12 protein-coding genes are annotated in these 15,681 nt (G+C 32.1%); 2 read left to right on the top strand and 10 right to left on the bottom strand.

The genetic code is table 11. The features are described 5' to 3' along the window. Window positions 1-7: 7 nt before the first annotated feature. The 10 genes from MHM83_RS15295 to nadC form a co-directional block, all read right to left on the bottom strand. Window positions 8-1,159, bottom strand: a complete 1,152-nt coding sequence (locus tag MHM83_RS15295; protein ID WP_239180723.1) for a TIGR03364 family FAD-dependent oxidoreductase — start codon at window positions 1,157-1,159, stop codon at window positions 8-10. Next, window positions 1,149-2,411, bottom strand: coding sequence for a DUF5690 family protein (locus MHM83_RS15290; protein ID WP_239180721.1), 1,263 nt, complete (start codon window positions 2,409-2,411; stop codon window positions 1,149-1,151). Before MHM83_RS15290 ends, MHM83_RS15295 begins: the two co-directional genes overlap by 11 nt. Window positions 2,412-2,486: 75 nt before the next feature. Further along, complete coding sequence (locus MHM83_RS15285) at window positions 2,487-5,342, bottom strand: TonB-dependent receptor (protein ID WP_239180719.1); 2,856 nt, start codon at window positions 5,340-5,342, stop codon at window positions 2,487-2,489. Between the two features lie 313 nt (window positions 5,343-5,655). Further along, window positions 5,656-6,348 carry a GTP cyclohydrolase I FolE gene (gene folE, locus MHM83_RS15280; protein WP_047790480.1) on the bottom strand — a complete coding sequence of 231 codons (693 nt, stop codon included), beginning with the start codon at window positions 6,346-6,348 and terminating at the stop codon, window positions 5,656-5,658. A 47-nt stretch (window positions 6,349-6,395) separates the two neighbouring features. Continuing rightward, on the bottom strand, window positions 6,396-7,760 hold the full coding sequence (hisS, locus tag MHM83_RS15275) for a histidine--tRNA ligase (protein ID WP_239180718.1): 1,365 nt from the start codon (window positions 7,758-7,760) through the stop codon (window positions 6,396-6,398). 122 nt (window positions 7,761-7,882) lie between these two features. Beyond that, window positions 7,883-8,818, bottom strand: coding sequence for a YihY/virulence factor BrkB family protein (locus MHM83_RS15270; RefSeq protein ID WP_125068335.1), 936 nt, complete (start codon window positions 8,816-8,818; stop codon window positions 7,883-7,885). 154 nt (window positions 8,819-8,972) lie between these two features. Further along, entirely contained in the window at window positions 8,973-9,350 is a 378-nt protein-coding gene (locus tag MHM83_RS15265; protein WP_239180716.1) for a four helix bundle protein, read from the bottom strand. 103 nt (window positions 9,351-9,453) lie between these two features. After that, window positions 9,454-10,023, bottom strand: coding sequence for a pentapeptide repeat-containing protein (locus MHM83_RS15260; RefSeq protein ID WP_239180714.1), 570 nt, complete (start codon window positions 10,021-10,023; stop codon window positions 9,454-9,456). After that, a complete protein-coding gene (locus MHM83_RS15255) occupies window positions 10,024-12,126 on the bottom strand; it encodes a M3 family metallopeptidase (protein ID WP_239180712.1) in 2,103 nt (700 codons plus the stop codon). A gap of 16 nt (window positions 12,127-12,142) precedes the next feature. Further along, window positions 12,143-13,003, bottom strand: a complete 861-nt coding sequence (gene nadC, locus MHM83_RS15250; RefSeq protein ID WP_239180710.1) for a carboxylating nicotinate-nucleotide diphosphorylase — start codon at window positions 13,001-13,003, stop codon at window positions 12,143-12,145. A 624-nt stretch (window positions 13,004-13,627) separates the two neighbouring features. Here nadC and MHM83_RS15245 point away from each other — a divergent pair. Next, window positions 13,628-13,855 carry a hypothetical protein gene (locus MHM83_RS15245; RefSeq protein WP_239180708.1) on the top strand — a complete coding sequence of 76 codons (228 nt, stop codon included), beginning with the start codon at window positions 13,628-13,630 and terminating at the stop codon, window positions 13,853-13,855. Window positions 13,856-13,930: 75 nt separating this feature from the next. Further along, window positions 13,931-15,451, top strand: a complete 1,521-nt coding sequence (locus tag MHM83_RS15240; RefSeq protein WP_239180706.1) for a TlpA family protein disulfide reductase — start codon at window positions 13,931-13,933, stop codon at window positions 15,449-15,451. Window positions 15,452-15,681: the final 230 nt, after the last annotated feature.

The following is a 15,681-nucleotide window of genomic DNA, read 5'->3' as shown; positions in this document are numbered from 1 at the left end:
TATTTACTTAAAATAATTTATTAATACTTTCTTTTGAAAAGCCTGCGCTTCCTGTCATTCCTTTTCCTCCAATACCTGTTACAATGTGTATATTTTCTCCTATCGAATATTCAAAAAGATCTTTGGTTTTACATTGACTGTAAAAACCTGCCCAACGATGTTGAATTTCATATGTTGGTAAATCGATAATTTTTTTAGCTTCTTGAATCATGAAGTTATCTATGTCTTCATTCAAGTCAAATCCAAGATCATCTATATTTTTTGCCGTTGCATATTCGTGTGAATCACCCAAAATAACAGAACCATCTGTCGCTTGCTTAAATAAAATATGTACTCCATATTTTTTCTCAAACGAATTCGGATCTTCTTTAGCTTTTATCACATTCCATGAAGCACACTCTTCAAAAGCTTCATACCTTCTAATAGTCAATCCTGTTAAAATAGATCCGTCTAGTTGATAATTCTTCTGTGGTTTCGTCTGCATCATTTGTAGCTTAGATACAATTAAATCACTTTCATTATATATTGACGGATACAATGTCTTAAAATCACTTCCGTTGCAGATAATTACTTTTAACGCCAATAATTCTTCAGAATTTGATGTTAACACTGATACACAACTGGTAACATTATTTGTAGCAACCACGTTAGTATTATAGTGTATTGTTACATTCAATTCTTTTTTCATGTACTCATGTAAATGAAGAATCATAACTCTAGGTTCCACAGTTACTTCTTCAGGAAAAAATAACCCTGCTTGACAATAATCACTACGCAAGCCAGCATATTTATCTAAACATTGTTCTTTGGTTAACAGCTGTGACGTATAGCTATTATTCTTATTAATTTGATGCAATTCTTCTATTAACTGAACTTCTTCTTCGTTTGAAGCAATATATACGGTTCCGTTTTGACGTATGGAAACATCAAACTGTTCTTGAATGCTTTTATAAATAGCTAAACTTTCTCTTCCATAGTTTTGCCATTTTTGATTCATTCCTGAAGGCACTACTTGTCCGAAATTACGAACGGTAGCTCCTTGTGGTTTGTTATCTTTTTCTAAAATAGCTACTGACAACCCTTTCTTTGCAGCATGATAGGCATGAAAAGTTCCTAAAACTCCCCCTCCAACAACAATAAGGTCATATTTATGATTCATATACTAATTGATTTATTTTTTGTTCTTTGTTTTTTTTAGCTTTAAAAAAGTAAAAGCTATATAGTGTTATAAATATTCCTATAAATGCTAAAATGTAAAGTGCGTATGTAAAAAAGCTTAGCCATGAAATATCTCCTTTTCCGAAGTTTTTATATAAAAGAATTAATATACTTCCTAAGTAACCAAAAGCATCAGCTATATAGATTAAGAACCCAACATTTCCGTTTATTTTAAAAGTAGCTATCATGCGGTCGAAAAATATTCCGTTAAAAGGCACATAGCAACTATACAATCCTAAACCAGAAATAATCATCCACGTTAATGCTGAAATTTCATTGTACTGAAATAAATAAGTACTAATAATCACTGCTAAGCACGATACAAACAACACATAATGATAGTAAACAAATGCTTTGTAGTTTTTGCTAATACTTCCTATTACCCCTAAAATAATGAGTACAATAATGGCTATAGGAATTTCTGAAATACTATAAATTGAAGCATCTTTGTACTCTAAAGAGTCCCAGATTTCTCGTGCAAAGTTGTCTCTAAAATCTCTCAATGCTGTGAGTAACATAAAAAAGAAAACAATGAGTATTAAAGGGCCTGAAAATTCTTTGAATAACTTTTTTCTTCCTGCTGAATCTAATGGTTTACGTACTACTTTAAGTCGTGTATCTTCTGCTGTTGGTTTGGGTAACTTCTCTAATAACCAAGCAAAAAATATCAACGGAATTATAAAAAACAGTCCCGTTATAAAAGGCATCCAATGTTCGTTAAATCCAAAACTATCCAACACTATTTTCCCGACTGATTTTACAGCTCCTGAAGAAACTATAAAACTTGAGGACAAGATTACTCCTAATAGTTCTGTGGCTTTTCTTCCTTCTAAATAAGAAAACACAATTCCCCAAACCATGCCTAAGGGCAATCCATTTAAAAACAGGAATAAGATATTGTAGGGTGCGGGAGTTATAGCAAAACCTAATAAGCTTACTTCTGCAAATAGAATAAAGCTAACTAAAGCGAGCATCCTTTTACCTGATTTCATTTCGGAAATGACTTTTATCCCTATAAACTTTGATAATGTATACCCTACTACTTGGGCTATTATCAAGAGAATTTTATAATCAATTCCCCAAAAACTTTCATCGGCAAAAGTGGCTACTGTAAATGGCTTTCGAAAAGCGTACATACAAAAGTACGTACCGAAAGCTGCTATAGAGGCTCTTGCTATAAATCTTATATTCATACTAACATTTTTAATAATGCAAGCCCTCATAAAAATGAGAGCCCGCATTGCATTTATAAACAGAAAACAAGTTCATTACAGATTATACTTTACACCGATGCTTCCTTTTATACCGTAGAATTCTACTTGCTTAGGACGGTCTTCAGTTTTTCCATAATGATAAATTAGGGCATTGTTTAATATGTTATTTACATCTGTAAAAATGGTCCAGTTTTTACCTATTTGATATGAGGCTGAAAAATCTAGTGTGTTGTATTTTCCATAGTAAATATCATCAATGTCTCTTTCTCCAAACCCAATTGCATAGCTTCCTTTGTGGTTATAGGCTAATCGTGTATTGAATCCTCCTTTTTCAAAGAATAACTGTGCATTAAATAAGGTATTGGCTTGGTATGCAATAGATACTTTTCTTCCACTTGGTTTTGTCATTTCAGAATCCATAAATGTTGCATTTAACTGAGTTCCGAAGTATTGTAAGAATCCTGGTAAGAAATCAAATCGTTTGTTAATTCCTAATTCTATACCACCAATCCAAGCGTCTGCTCCATTTACAGGTGTACTAAACTCTACTCCTGTATTTCCGTTGTAAGTACCTTGATATGTATCGTTGAATACAGGATCTGTAATTGATTTATAGAAAATACCTGCATTTATTACTCCTACATTTTTAAAGTAGTACTCTCCTAATAAGTCAAAGTTCCATGAGAATGTAGGGTTTAAGTTTGGATTCCCTCCTTTAAACTCGTTATCAAATGAGATGAAGGTACCTCCTGGAGCAATATCTCCAAAGTTTGGCCTTGAAAAACTTCTTGTTGCTGCAAAACGAATGTTTAAATCAGTTTTTGGTGAGTATTTTACATGTAACATTGGTAATACTGCCCAATAGTCTTTTACATTTCTTACAGCATTTAATTGGCTTTGATCAGCATCCCAAACATAACCGTTTACTTCTGTTTCTGTTTTGGTTGCTCGTAAACCTCCCAATACCGTGAATTGATCTGATAATTTTAAGGTTCCCATTCCGTAGAATGATAAATGAGTTTCATCTACATTAAAGTTTCTTCCTAAACCTCCACCGTTCTGTAAAATTTCTGAATCTCCTTCTAAAACAGTTAGGTTGTTTTTATTGTTTTTCCAGAAGTTTACCATTCCTTGTTCTGATAATACTGGCCCAAAAGTAGATTGAATATTAGACCCCATTTCGTTTAAAAAATCAGCTCTTCCTGGTTGCTCTATAATATTTTGAGAGTAATCTGACAGGTTAGGTGTTGTTCCTGCGTTTGCTTCATCCCAACCATAGTATACATCCTCAAACTTAGCTCTACGATCTTTATCTCTATATTTTGTACCCACTTTTATTTTAAAGCTGTCATTAAAAGTATGTTCATAGTTTAAAGACGCTACAATGTTATCACGCTCTTTAATTGATATTTTATACAACTCTAAATCTGCAAATGACATTTGAGATGCATCCATTTTAAATGAAGGATCGCTAAAGAAACCAAATAAAGCATCTGTATCGTTATAGTCTAACAATCCACCATCTGCTTTCCAGTATGCTCTATCGTCTCCAGCTCCACCAGCTGCTTCTGGTCTATTCTGTAAATATTCAGGTTTCATTCCTACTCCATCTTGCTTAAACTTCACTACATAGTAGCTCTTATCTTGCTCTGTTGGAATTCCTCCGTATCTAAACTCATTATTATAATTAGCTATACTCCAATCAAACTTACCATTACCTGTAATATGTCGCCCTCCAATTTCACCACCAATCATTTCAGTAATTAGTTCATTGTAGATATTTTGTAACTCAACCCTTGCTGTGTTTGTTCCTGAATCAAACTTATCAAAACGTACTCTATGCTTATAATGTGTTTCTGTATCTGACAATGTTCCGTACACTCCTCTAAAGTGCATTTTATGTTCTGGTGTAAAATTATACTCCATCGCTCCGTTTAACCCTTTGGTTATTCTTACACCGTTGTAATCTCTTAACTCCATTCTAAATACACCTTCATCTCCTTTTCTTCTTGCTTCAAAATTGTCCGTTCCCCAATTTCTATTCCAATATGAACCGTTAACAATAAATCCAAACTTTCCATCTTTACTTCTATTTCCATACGTTAATGAAGCATTGTAAATTGGCTCTCCAGATTTCTCGTTATATCCTCCGCCAACATTTACGTTTAAAACTCTTTTTGCTGGTGCTGTTTGTGTAATAAAGTTTACTCCTCCACCAATACCATCAGCTTCCATATCTGGTGTGTATGCTTTTGCTGCTTGTACATATGAGATTAAATCAGAAGGAAAGAAATCGAAAGCCGTTGCTCTTGAAGTTGTTTCTTCTTCTGCGGTAGGAATACGGTTTCCGTTAATTGTTGTAGAAGCCCAAAATGGCGGCAATCCACGTACTGATACAAAACGTCCTTCTCCTTGATCTCTTTCAATAGATAATCCTTGGATACGTTGTACCGTTTCTGCTGCATTTCTGTCTGGTAACTTTCCTATTCCATCTGCTGCAATTACATTCATTATACTCATTGATTTCTTTTGAATACTCAATGCTCTTGCTTCACTGTTTCTTCTTCCTGAAGAAGTAATAATTACTTCTTCTAAATTTTGGTTAGATGGCACTAATGTAATTACGCCTACATTTTTCTTTACATTCGTGTTAATTGAAACTCTTTTTGTTTCAAAACCTATGTAAGATATTTCTAAGGTTACTTCCCCCTTTTTGACATTAGACAACACAAAATTTCCATCAAAATCTGTGTTAACGCCTTTTGTTGTTCCCGACAACATAACACTAGCACCAGGCAAAGGATAATTTCCATCATTTACTATTCCAACAATAGTAGCCCCCTGACCTAAAGCTGCACTACACGTAAAAAGAACAAATAGTGAACTTAGTAAAAGTTTAAAATTATTCATTGGTTTATTATTTACAATTATTAAAATTAATATTGCAAATCACTATATTATTTTACTATTTGTAAACTTTTAAACATTAAGAAAACTTTTATGAATTGCTATTATAGCGTAACAGAATTGTTAACACCAAAGGTTTTAGTTTTAACTAAACGTAAATAACACTGTATTTCAACTAGTTAAAAACTAATTTAAGTATAGATAAAAACAAAAAACTCTCAACCTTAGTTGAGAGTTCTCTTGTTATACTTTTTTACTAGAAGTAAAAAAGCTCATTCTAAAGAATGAGCTTTTTAATTTATTTACTACTTATTTTCTATTGAAAATCAGTGTTTAATTTTATGTAATCTAAGAATTCACGCTTAGTTTCTTTGTTTTTAAATGCTCCACCAAACTCAGCAGTTACTGTACTACTTTCAATATCTTTAATTCCTCGTGAGTTAACGCATAAATGTTTAGCATCTATAACACAAGCAACATCTTGCGTTCCTAATGCTTCTTGCATTGCTTGTACTACTTGCATTGTTAAACGCTCTTGTACTTGCGGACGCTTAGCGTAATACTCTACAATACGATTCATCTTAGATAAACCGATTACTTTACCATTTGAAATATACGCAACGTGAGCTCTACCAATAATTGGTAATAAGTGGTGCTCACATGTTGAATATACAATAATGTTTTTTTCAACTAACATTTCACCATACTTGTATGTATTGTCAAATGTTGATGCCTTTGGTTTGTTTTTTGGGTTTAACCCCATAAACAACTCATTTACGAAAGCTTTTGCAACTCTTTTAGGAGTACCTTGCATGCTATCGTCTGTTAAGTCCATTCCTAGAGTTTCAAGAATTTCTTTAACACTTTCTTGAATTCTTTCTATTTTTTCGTCGTCAGAAATATCGAAAGCATCTGCACGTAAAGGTGTTTTAGCCGACGTAGCAATGTGGTTCTCTCCTATTTCGTCAATTCTATCGTCATTCATTTTGTTGTTGTTCACTTCAAACATTTCTATCTAAAATTAGTAGGGCGCAAATTTACAACATTGTTGGTAATTTACTGCACTTTATTTATCAATTCGTCTAAAGAACAAGTAGTTTGCTCTCCTGTCGACATATTTTTAACAACAAGCGTACCGTTTTCAACAGTTGTAACTACAAACTCTATTTCTCTATTTGTAGCATACTTCCATTGCTTTTTTTGCTGGTTGTTACTGCTTGCCACATCTGGATACATTTCTGACTTAATATTGTTTTGTCTTAATGTTTTTATGGCTTTTATTTTATCTAAACTCTCGTTTTCGTCAAAGTTTAAGAACAATACTTTAGGTTTTGGTAATTCTACTGCTTCAAACAGCCCTAATTCTTCCATCACCAAGTAAATTCTATCCAATCCGAAAGATATTCCTACTCCAGAAACATCTTTTAAACCGAAAATACCTGTCAAGTCGTCATAACGACCTCCACCACCAATAGAACCCATTTTTACACCTTCAGGTGCTGCTACTTCATAAATAGCACCTGTGTAATAGTTTAATCCTCTAGCTAAGGTTACATCTAATTCTAAGCTTGCTGAATCTAGCCCGATGCTTTCTACATTATCAACTACGGTTCTTAAATCAGCCACTCCTTGTAATCCTTCTTCCGAACCTTGTAACATAGCCTCTAAAGAAGCTAACTTATCTTGATTACTTCCTGAAAAGTTAAATAACGGGTCAACTTTTTCTATCGCTTCAGCAGAAATCCCTTTATCTAACATCTCCTTAACCACACCGTCTTTTCCTATTTTATCTAACTTATCTAAAGCCACTGTAAAATCAATCAATTTGTCTGATGCTCCAATTACCTCAGCAATTCCAGACAAGATTTTTCGGTTATTGATTTTGATAGTCGTACCATTTAATCCTAACTTACTAAAAACAGTATCATATAATTGCACAAACTCAACTTCTTGCCATAGCGACTTACTTCCTACTACATCGGCATCACATTGATAAAACTCGCGGAAACGTCCTTTTTGAGGTCTATCAGCTCTCCAAACTGGCTGAATTTGATAACGTTTAAACGGAAATGTAATTTCGTTTTGGTGTTGTACTACGTAACGTGCAAACGGCACTGTTAAGTCGTAACGCAATGCTTTTTCAGAAATTTTCGACGTAACTTTTTGACTGTCTTTATCTGCCAATAAGTTTTCATCTACTTTCTTTAAATAATCACCTGAATTCAAGATTTTAAAAATCAATCTATCCCCTTCTTCTCCATATTTTCCCATTAATGTAGAAGAGTTTTCAAAACTTGGCGTTTCAATAGGTTGAAATCCGAAATTTTCAAACGAATGTTTAATCGTATTAAAAATATAGTTTCTCTTTGCTACTTCCGTTGATGAAAAATCTCTTGTTCCTTTTGGGATTCCTGGTTTCATTTTTTTGTTAATTATGAATTATGAATTTTTAATTATGAACTTATTGATAATTCGTAATTATTAATTCGTAATTTGATTTGCGTTTTAGCCTGCAAATATCCGAAAAAATATGAAGAAAAATGTTATTTAACTCTCGCTTTATTTTTACGTTTTAAACGATAAATTGTAGCATTTAACTCAAAGCCTAGGAGAAGAATAATTGCGTTTAACCACACAAAAAGCATTAAGATTAACAGCGTACCAATTGACCCGTATAGCTGATTGTATTGCGCAAACTTTACTACATAAATTCCAAATAAGTAAAAAGTAAACATAGATACTACGGTAGTTAAAATAGCACCTGGTGAAAAGAATTTTACTTCTTTCCCTTGTTTGGTTCCGTATCTAAAAAGTAGCGATACAATGGTAAAAATCATTACTAAAAACAAGAAACCTCTTCCGTAGTAAAACAAATCTAAATCTCCTGTATTTAGCCATCCTATTTTATGGATTCTTGTTAGCGCTATTTGATAAAAAATAATCAATGTTACCGTTACAATTAAGAAGAAAGACATGAGTAATGATACCGCTAAGGAAACAAAATAAGCTCTAAAAACGCTTCTCATTTCTGTTACATGGTAAGAATATTCAAATCCACCAAATATGGCGTTTACACCATTTGTCATTAAAAAAATAGAGGCTAAAAAACCGAATGATAACAATCCTCCGTACTGATTGTTAATAATATCTTTTATCACAAAATCTACCGCTTCAAAGGTTTTTGGTGGTAACGCTTCTTGCATTAAAGAGAGTAGTCCGTCTTGGAATCCATCAATTGGGATGTATGGAATGAGTGTTAAAATGAATAATAAGAATGGAAAAATTGCCATAAAGAAACTAAAAGCAATACCTCCTGCCCTTGTTGTTAATGCTCCTTTTACAATACCTATAACATACATTTCAAGTACATCATACAAAGACATTCCTTCTAACCCCGGAATTTTAATTTTCTTTCCAAAGGCTACGAGCCAGTTTATTACTGGAATTTTCTCAAGGCTTTCTTCTATCTGTTTAGTCATTTTCTTTTTAGTTGCAAAGTGTTTCTAGTTTCAGAGATTCTAAGATGCAAAGTGTTTTTAGCTGCAAAGTATCATTAGTTCCTGAGGTTTAAAGATGCTAAGTTTTTTTAGTTTCAAAGTTGAATAGTGTTACTGTATCAAAGTTGCATAGTTTTTATCGTTTTTCCTTTAACTTTCTTATTAAACTTGATAGCATTCTTTCTATCTCTCTTGATTCCTCATAAAGTCTGTCAAAAGATTCTTTTGAAATATACGCTAAGTTTGAAGAAATTTCAAGTTGCGTTTGTAATTCAAACAACGAAGCTATTCCAATATTTAAAAACCGAATAAAATCTCCTAAACTTTGTCTTCCAAACCCTTCAGAAATATTACTTGGTACTGAAACTGCGCTTCTTCTCATTTGTGAAGTTAGTCCAAAAACTTCTTCCTTAGGAAAATTATTAGATATTTTATAAACCTCTGTTACAAAACCCATCGATTTTTGCCAAACCAATAAATCTCTGAATGTTTTTATACGTGTTTTCTCTTTCATTTTATACTTTTCTTTTTCACTTTGCTTCTATAACTCTTAGAAACTTTGCCTCTTTCTAACTTTACTTCTCAGCATCTTTGCTACTTCAATAACCCCAACCACATTACTCCACCACAATATCATATTTATATAACAATCCTACAATATTCTCATTGGAAAATTTAGCTTTTTTAATACTATTATTTTCAGGGTCGATCGCAAAATTAGTGGCAGTTGTAAGATCTGCTTTTTCTAAATTCGTCTGATCAAAAATTGCTCCTTTTAAATCACAATCTTTAAAGAGACCTCTACTTAAGTCAGCTTCAACAAAATCTACTTCTTGCAAATTACAACTTATAAATTTTGTAGTAGGAATTTTTAATTGGTAAAAAGAAGATAAGTTTAGTTGGCAGTTATGAAAGCTCATTTCTAGCAAAAAGTTGTTGCATTCATTAAACTTTACCCCAACCATTTTACAATTTTCAAAAGTGCAATCTTTAAAAAAAGTGTGGTTTACCACTGTATTGCTAAAATTACAGTTGATAAACTCACACTCTAAAAATTCAATATTTGAAGCATGTACGTTCTCGAAATTGCAATTCTCGAACGTACAGTTGTCATATTCTCCTTTGTTGATTTTTGTTAATGTAAAATCAACTTTTGTAAATGTTTCGTTGTCAAAGAAATCATTCATTTATTGTAATCCTCTCGCTTTTAACATTGGTTCAGCTTGTGGATCTCTTCCTGCGAAAACTCTATACATTTCTGCATAGTCCATCGTGTTTCCTTTCGATAAGATTTGTTCTCTAAACTTCTGACCATTTTCTCTGGTTAACAATCCGTTGTTTTTAAACCAATCGTAGGCATCGTGACTTAACATTTCTGTCCATAAATACGAGTAGTACCCTGCAGCGTATCCTCCGCTAAAAATATGTGCGAAATAGGTTGAACGGTATCTTGGTGGTACCTCATCAATCTTTAACTTCATTTTAGCTAATGCCTCTTCTTCAAATTTAGCTACATCTTCAATGTTTGTATCTGCTGAAATAGTGTGCCATTGCATATCTAAATTAGAAGATGCTAAGTTTTCAATAATTGAATATCCTTGATTGAACGTTCCTGCATTCTTGATTTTTTGTAATAACGCATCAGGAATTACTTCTCCTGTTTTATAATGTAAAGCATAGTTATTTAATACCTCTGGATGAGTTGCCCAGTTTTCATTGAATTGCGATGGAAATTCTACAAAGTCTCTTGCCGTACTTGTTCCTGAAATTGATGCATATTTTTGATTTCCGAATAAACCGTGTAATGCATGTCCGAACTCATGGAAGGTAGTTTCTACATTATCAAAGCTGATTAATGCTGGTTCTCCTTCTGCTGGTTTAGGGTAATTACAAACGTTGTAAATTACTGGTTTTTGATCTCTTAATTTCGATTGCTTTACAAAAGCTCCCATCCACGCACCACCGCGCTTACTGTCTCTTGCAAAGAAGTCTCCGTAGAACAATCCTAACTTACTTCCGTCTTCTTCAAAGATTTCATACACTACTACATCTGGGTGATAGGTAGGGATATCGGTACGCTTTTTAAAGGTGATTCCGTATAATTTTGTAGCCGCATAAAACACACCTTTTTCTAATACGTTGGTTAACTCAAAGTATGGTTTTACCTCATCTTCGTTTAAGTTGTATTTTGACTTACGTACTTTTTCAGCAAAATGATTCCAATCGTATGGAGCTAAAGTAAAATCGTTTCCTTCTTTATTAATTTCTGCCTGAATTTCTTTCGTTTCGGCAGCTACTTTTGATAACGACCCAGGAATTAATCCGTTGAACATTTCAAATACTTTATCTGGTGTAGATGCCATTGTTCCTTGTAAACTCCAGCTTGCAAAGTTGTCAAAACCTAAGATTTGCGCTTTCTTAGCACGTAATGAAGCCATTTTCTTTACTAAATCGCTTGTGTTATACTCACCTGCATCAGTTCTGTGAATTGATTTTTCAAACAATTCTTTACGAACTTCTCTATTTTCTAAAGTTTGTAATAAAGGTTGTTGTGTAGTGTTAATCAGTTGGATTTCGTATTTACCGTCTTTCTCTAAACCTTTAATTGTTTCTTCTGAAAGTCCTTTTAACTGTTCTTTATCCGTAACCGTTAAACCTCCTTTTTTACTAGCGTCTAATAACTTTTTTCCGAAGTCGTTAGATAAACTTGCTAATTCTGCATTGATTTCTTTTAGCTCGTTTTTCTTTTCTTCAGATAAGTTAGCTCCTGCTTTTACAAACTTTTTATACTGTTCTTTAACCAAGTGTTTAGACTCAGCATCCAATTCTAGATTCTCTAAATTATCGTGTACCGCTTTTATTTTTTCAAACAACTTAGTGTTTAATAAAATTTCATCGTTGTGTTTAGAAAACTTAGGCGCTAATTCTTTTTGATTGTCTTTAATTGTATCGTTTGTATGTGCTCCTGCTAAAGCATAAAAAACAGCCGTGGCATTGTCTAACATTTTACTACTTTCTTCAAGTGCAACAATGGTATTTTCAAATGTTGGCGCTTCTGTGTTTGCTATAATTTTAGCTATTTCTTCATTTTGAACTTCCATACCTTTTAAAATTGCAGGCATAAAGTGTTCGTTCTTTATTTTAGTAAAATCTGGTGCTCCAAAGTCTAAAGAACTTTTTACTAATAATGGATTTTCTACCATGTTTGAAGTGGTTTCTTTTTTAGTTTGCTCTGTTTTACACGACATAGCTACTACTAGCGTTGCTATGAGTAATAGTTGTTTTTTCATGATGTATTAGGTTATATTAATCGACCGCTTTTAAGCTTAAATCCATATTGTATACTGAATGTGTTAAGGCTCCAGACGAAATAAAATCAACCCCACATTCTGCATATTCTCTAATGGTTTTTTCGTTGATTCCTCCAGAAGATTCTGTTAAACACTGATCTCCTATCATAGCTACCGCCTTACGGGTATCTTCATAGTTAAAGTTGTCTATCAAAATTCTGTACACACCTTCGTTTTGTAAAATCTCTTCTATTTCTGCTAAGCTACGTGCTTCCACAATAATTTTAATATCCAATCCTTTTTCTGCTAGGTACTTTTTGGTTTTGGTAATAGCTTGTGTAATTCCGCCAGCAAAATCGATGTGATTGTCTTTAATCATTACCATATCGTATAAAGCAAATCGGTGGTTTTCTCCGCCTCCTATTTTTACCGCCCATTTTTCTAAAGCACGGATTCCTGGTGTGGTTTTACGGGTATCTAACACCTTGGTTTTGGTTCCTTCTAACAAATTGGCAAAAAACTTAGTTTTGGTTGCAATAGCACTCATACGTTGCATTGCGTTTAGTACCAAACGTTCTGCCATTAAAATAGACTGTGATTTTCCTGATACATAAAAAACAATATCTCCGTATTTTACGGGTGAACCATCATTAATCAACGTTTCTACTTTTAAATCGGTATCTACATAGTTAAACACCATTTTAGCAAATTCTACTCCGGCTATTATTCCTTCGTCTTTTACTAATAGTTTTGCTTTTCCTGTTGCATCGGCAGGGATGCATGATAATGATGTATGGTCTCCATCTCCTATATCTTCTCTAATAGCATTTGCTATAATTAAATCTAACTCTTTATTAAATTGTTCTTGTGAAATCATAGTATTGAATTGTTGAGGTAAAAATACAATTATTTTTAGTTCTCTGTTTTGAGTTCACTTCTTATTGTTGTGTAATTTTTACCGTTTCTTTACTAACAAAATTCTAAACCTGTTACAGGTTGTTTTTCATTTTCTACTACTTTGTGTGTATGGTATGTGTTTGGTGTTTGTTTAGCATATTATCTTACACTTTTACATCATACATTTTGAGAAAACTCTGTCAATTCGAGTGAATTTTATGATTGAAATGAGTAAAATTTGTGTCGAGAATAAGAGTTATAACACTTAAATTAGTTCTCGATACTACTTTTGTTTTTTTATAATTTTAAAACATACAGTAACGTCTGTAAATTGAGCCGCCCTTTCCAACAACACGCTAAAAAACTAACAATCAAGCATTAAAAACAAAAACATAAGAAAAAACCTTACTTTTTTACGGTTTTTTTAGCAAAAAAGTTATTATTAAAAGATATTTTTGAAAAAAAAATTGCTCCTTATAAATCATACTCTTAAAAAACATTACTGATTTTAAACTTTTAAATATAAAATCATTCGCGAAGGATAGACACAAAAGGTGAGTGTCTTTAATAGTTCACCAAAAAAATAATTTATAAAATTTTTATTATGCTAAACAAAATTGTTAATCTAAATGGAGTTACAATACTTAACAGAAAAGAACTTCACAGTATTGCTGGTTCAACTTGTAGAATTGCAGTAAGAAATAAAGATGGTTCTTTTAGACATTGGTCTGCAAAAGTTTATTCGGTAGATGATGCTCAGTCTGCTTATAATGAAACGGAGAAATATAGTGATGGAAGCTATGCTTCTGGATACTGTTGTGCTTCTTGTTAAAAAGTACAATATAAACTAACTTAAAGGAAAGGTTAAAAAACCTTTCCTTTATTCCTTTAATAAATAAAATTAAAAATGACATTGAGAAAATTTATTTCACTTATACTGTTTACACTTTTGCTCTTTTCTTGTACCAGTAAAAAAGACAATGAAGTTCCTAAGCTTAAAAATGAATTAATTGTTTGCATAGAAAACTATTCTGATAATCAAATTGCATTAAGAAAAGAAGCTAGTTATCAAAACATTAATAAAAGTCTCTATACATCAAAAAAGAAGATAGACACTATTAATATAAAATTAAATAAAGGTGAATTTATTTATTTAAGTCATAAAAAAATTGTTCCCGATACTCTCTTTTTAGGTAAAGGTGACAGCATAAAGATTAAAGCTTATGAAGACAGAATAGAATATATTGTTAACTCCTACAACCAAAATAACAAACGATTTAAAGAAGTTTCACAAAAATTAAAGCAAGATAGCATCTATCAAAGCTTCAAAAAACAAATAGATTCCTTAACTAATATCTTTTATTCTATAAAGCACAATAAAAGGCCGATGATTGGTAATAATGATTATCAAAAATTTGTTAGCTATCCTGTAAAAGTAAACGAAGAATTATATCCTTCAAAGCATAAAGAAGAAAAGCTACTTATTGACTTATTAGACAAACTTTACTTGTATAAAATTGATTTTTTTAAAAAACAAGAGCTACCTAATGATTTAAAAGTGCATTTAAACTTTAAATCATTGATAGAGTATAATAATAAACTATCGGTATTTCATAGTTTTTTTAAGTCAAAAGCTGCTAAAGACAAACTCAATTCAGCCATTTTTATAAACGACAGCCTTCTTTTAAACCCCTATTCCAAAACATTAATGCTTTCTTTCTTAAGAAAGAATGTAATTAAATCTAAACCTACCTATACTCGCTCAAGACAATACATTAACTATGTAGAGGCTTTTGATAATGCTCCTTTATATTTTAATGACTCACTTACAAAATATGCTCGGTTTTTAAGTATTGAAGCTATGATTAATTTTGGAGAATCTTTTAATGTTACTAGATCAAAATTTAATGAATTTAAAAACAAATACCAAGATGACAGATTAAATACTATTCTGGAAGACAAGTATTTACTTGATATTGATATATTTGACAATATTAAGAATGATGTAAAACTTATAAATCATAATCAAGAAATAAGTTCTTTGAATGATTTAATAAAAAACAACAACGGTAATTACATATTTATCGATTTTTGGGCTAGTTGGTGTTTCCCATGTAGGGAATCTATGCCGGACTATCAAAAGGTGATACATAAATTTTCAAAAGAAAAAATCACTTTCCTTTACCTTTCTATTGACAAAAATAAAGACAGCTGGTTGAGCGCTGTAAAAACTGAAAATATGGAAAGTTATCAGCATAGTTATATGGTGCTAAATCAAGAGAGTGCAAACTTTTTAAAATCAATTAAATTGGTTAATATTCCAAGATATATACTTCTTGATAAACAAGGAAAAATCCTTCATGAAAATGCTCCTGGTCCTAAAGGTGATGAATTAACTGTTTTTTTGAATAAATACCTAAGTAAGTAATATTAAACCTAAACATATAAAAGTAAAAACCGAACATTTTAGTTCGGTTTTTTTAATAACTAAATATCAAAACCTTGCATGCATTATTCTTAAGGAAAAGAACTATAGCCTTTAAATTAGTTCTCAATAGTTCTACTGAGCGAAGTCGATGTATGATTTTCGTCCCTCAAAATCACTCGAACTGACAGTTTTCCATATTTCTGTCTCTAAAAGCATCAACTGGTTGGACA

This window comes from Tenacibaculum sp. Mcav3-52 (assembly GCF_022347665.1).
GTDB lineage: Bacteria > Bacteroidota > Bacteroidia > Flavobacteriales > Flavobacteriaceae > Polaribacter > Polaribacter mesophilus.
This window is presented reverse-complemented; position numbering and strand designations above follow the sequence as displayed.

Coding starts and splice junctions, on each gene's coding strand:
- MHM83_RS15285 (WP_239180719.1), bottom strand. CDS start 5,342: ATGAATAATTTTAAACTTTTACTAAGTTCACTATTTGTTCTTTTTACG.
- folE (WP_047790480.1), bottom strand. CDS start 6,348: ATGTTTGAAGTGAACAACAACAAAATGAATGACGATAGAATTGACGAA.
- MHM83_RS15255 (WP_239180712.1), bottom strand. CDS start 12,126: ATGAAAAAACAACTATTACTCATAGCAACGCTAGTAGTAGCTATGTCG.
- MHM83_RS15270 (WP_125068335.1), bottom strand. CDS start 8,818: ATGACTAAACAGATAGAAGAAAGCCTTGAGAAAATTCCAGTAATAAAC.
- MHM83_RS15260 (WP_239180714.1), bottom strand. CDS start 10,023: ATGAATGATTTCTTTGACAACGAAACATTTACAAAAGTTGATTTTACA.
- MHM83_RS15245 (WP_239180708.1), top strand. CDS start 13,628: ATGCTAAACAAAATTGTTAATCTAAATGGAGTTACAATACTTAACAGA.
- MHM83_RS15265 (WP_239180716.1), bottom strand. CDS start 9,350: ATGAAAGAGAAAACACGTATAAAAACATTCAGAGATTTATTGGTTTGG.
- MHM83_RS15295 (WP_239180723.1), bottom strand. CDS start 1,159: ATGAATCATAAATATGACCTTATTGTTGTTGGAGGGGGAGTTTTAGGA.
- MHM83_RS15240 (WP_239180706.1), top strand. CDS start 13,931: ATGACATTGAGAAAATTTATTTCACTTATACTGTTTACACTTTTGCTC.
- hisS (WP_239180718.1), bottom strand. CDS start 7,760: ATGAAACCAGGAATCCCAAAAGGAACAAGAGATTTTTCATCAACGGAA.
- nadC (WP_239180710.1), bottom strand. CDS start 13,003: ATGATTTCACAAGAACAATTTAATAAAGAGTTAGATTTAATTATAGCA.
- MHM83_RS15290 (WP_239180721.1), bottom strand. CDS start 2,411: ATGAATATAAGATTTATAGCAAGAGCCTCTATAGCAGCTTTCGGTACG.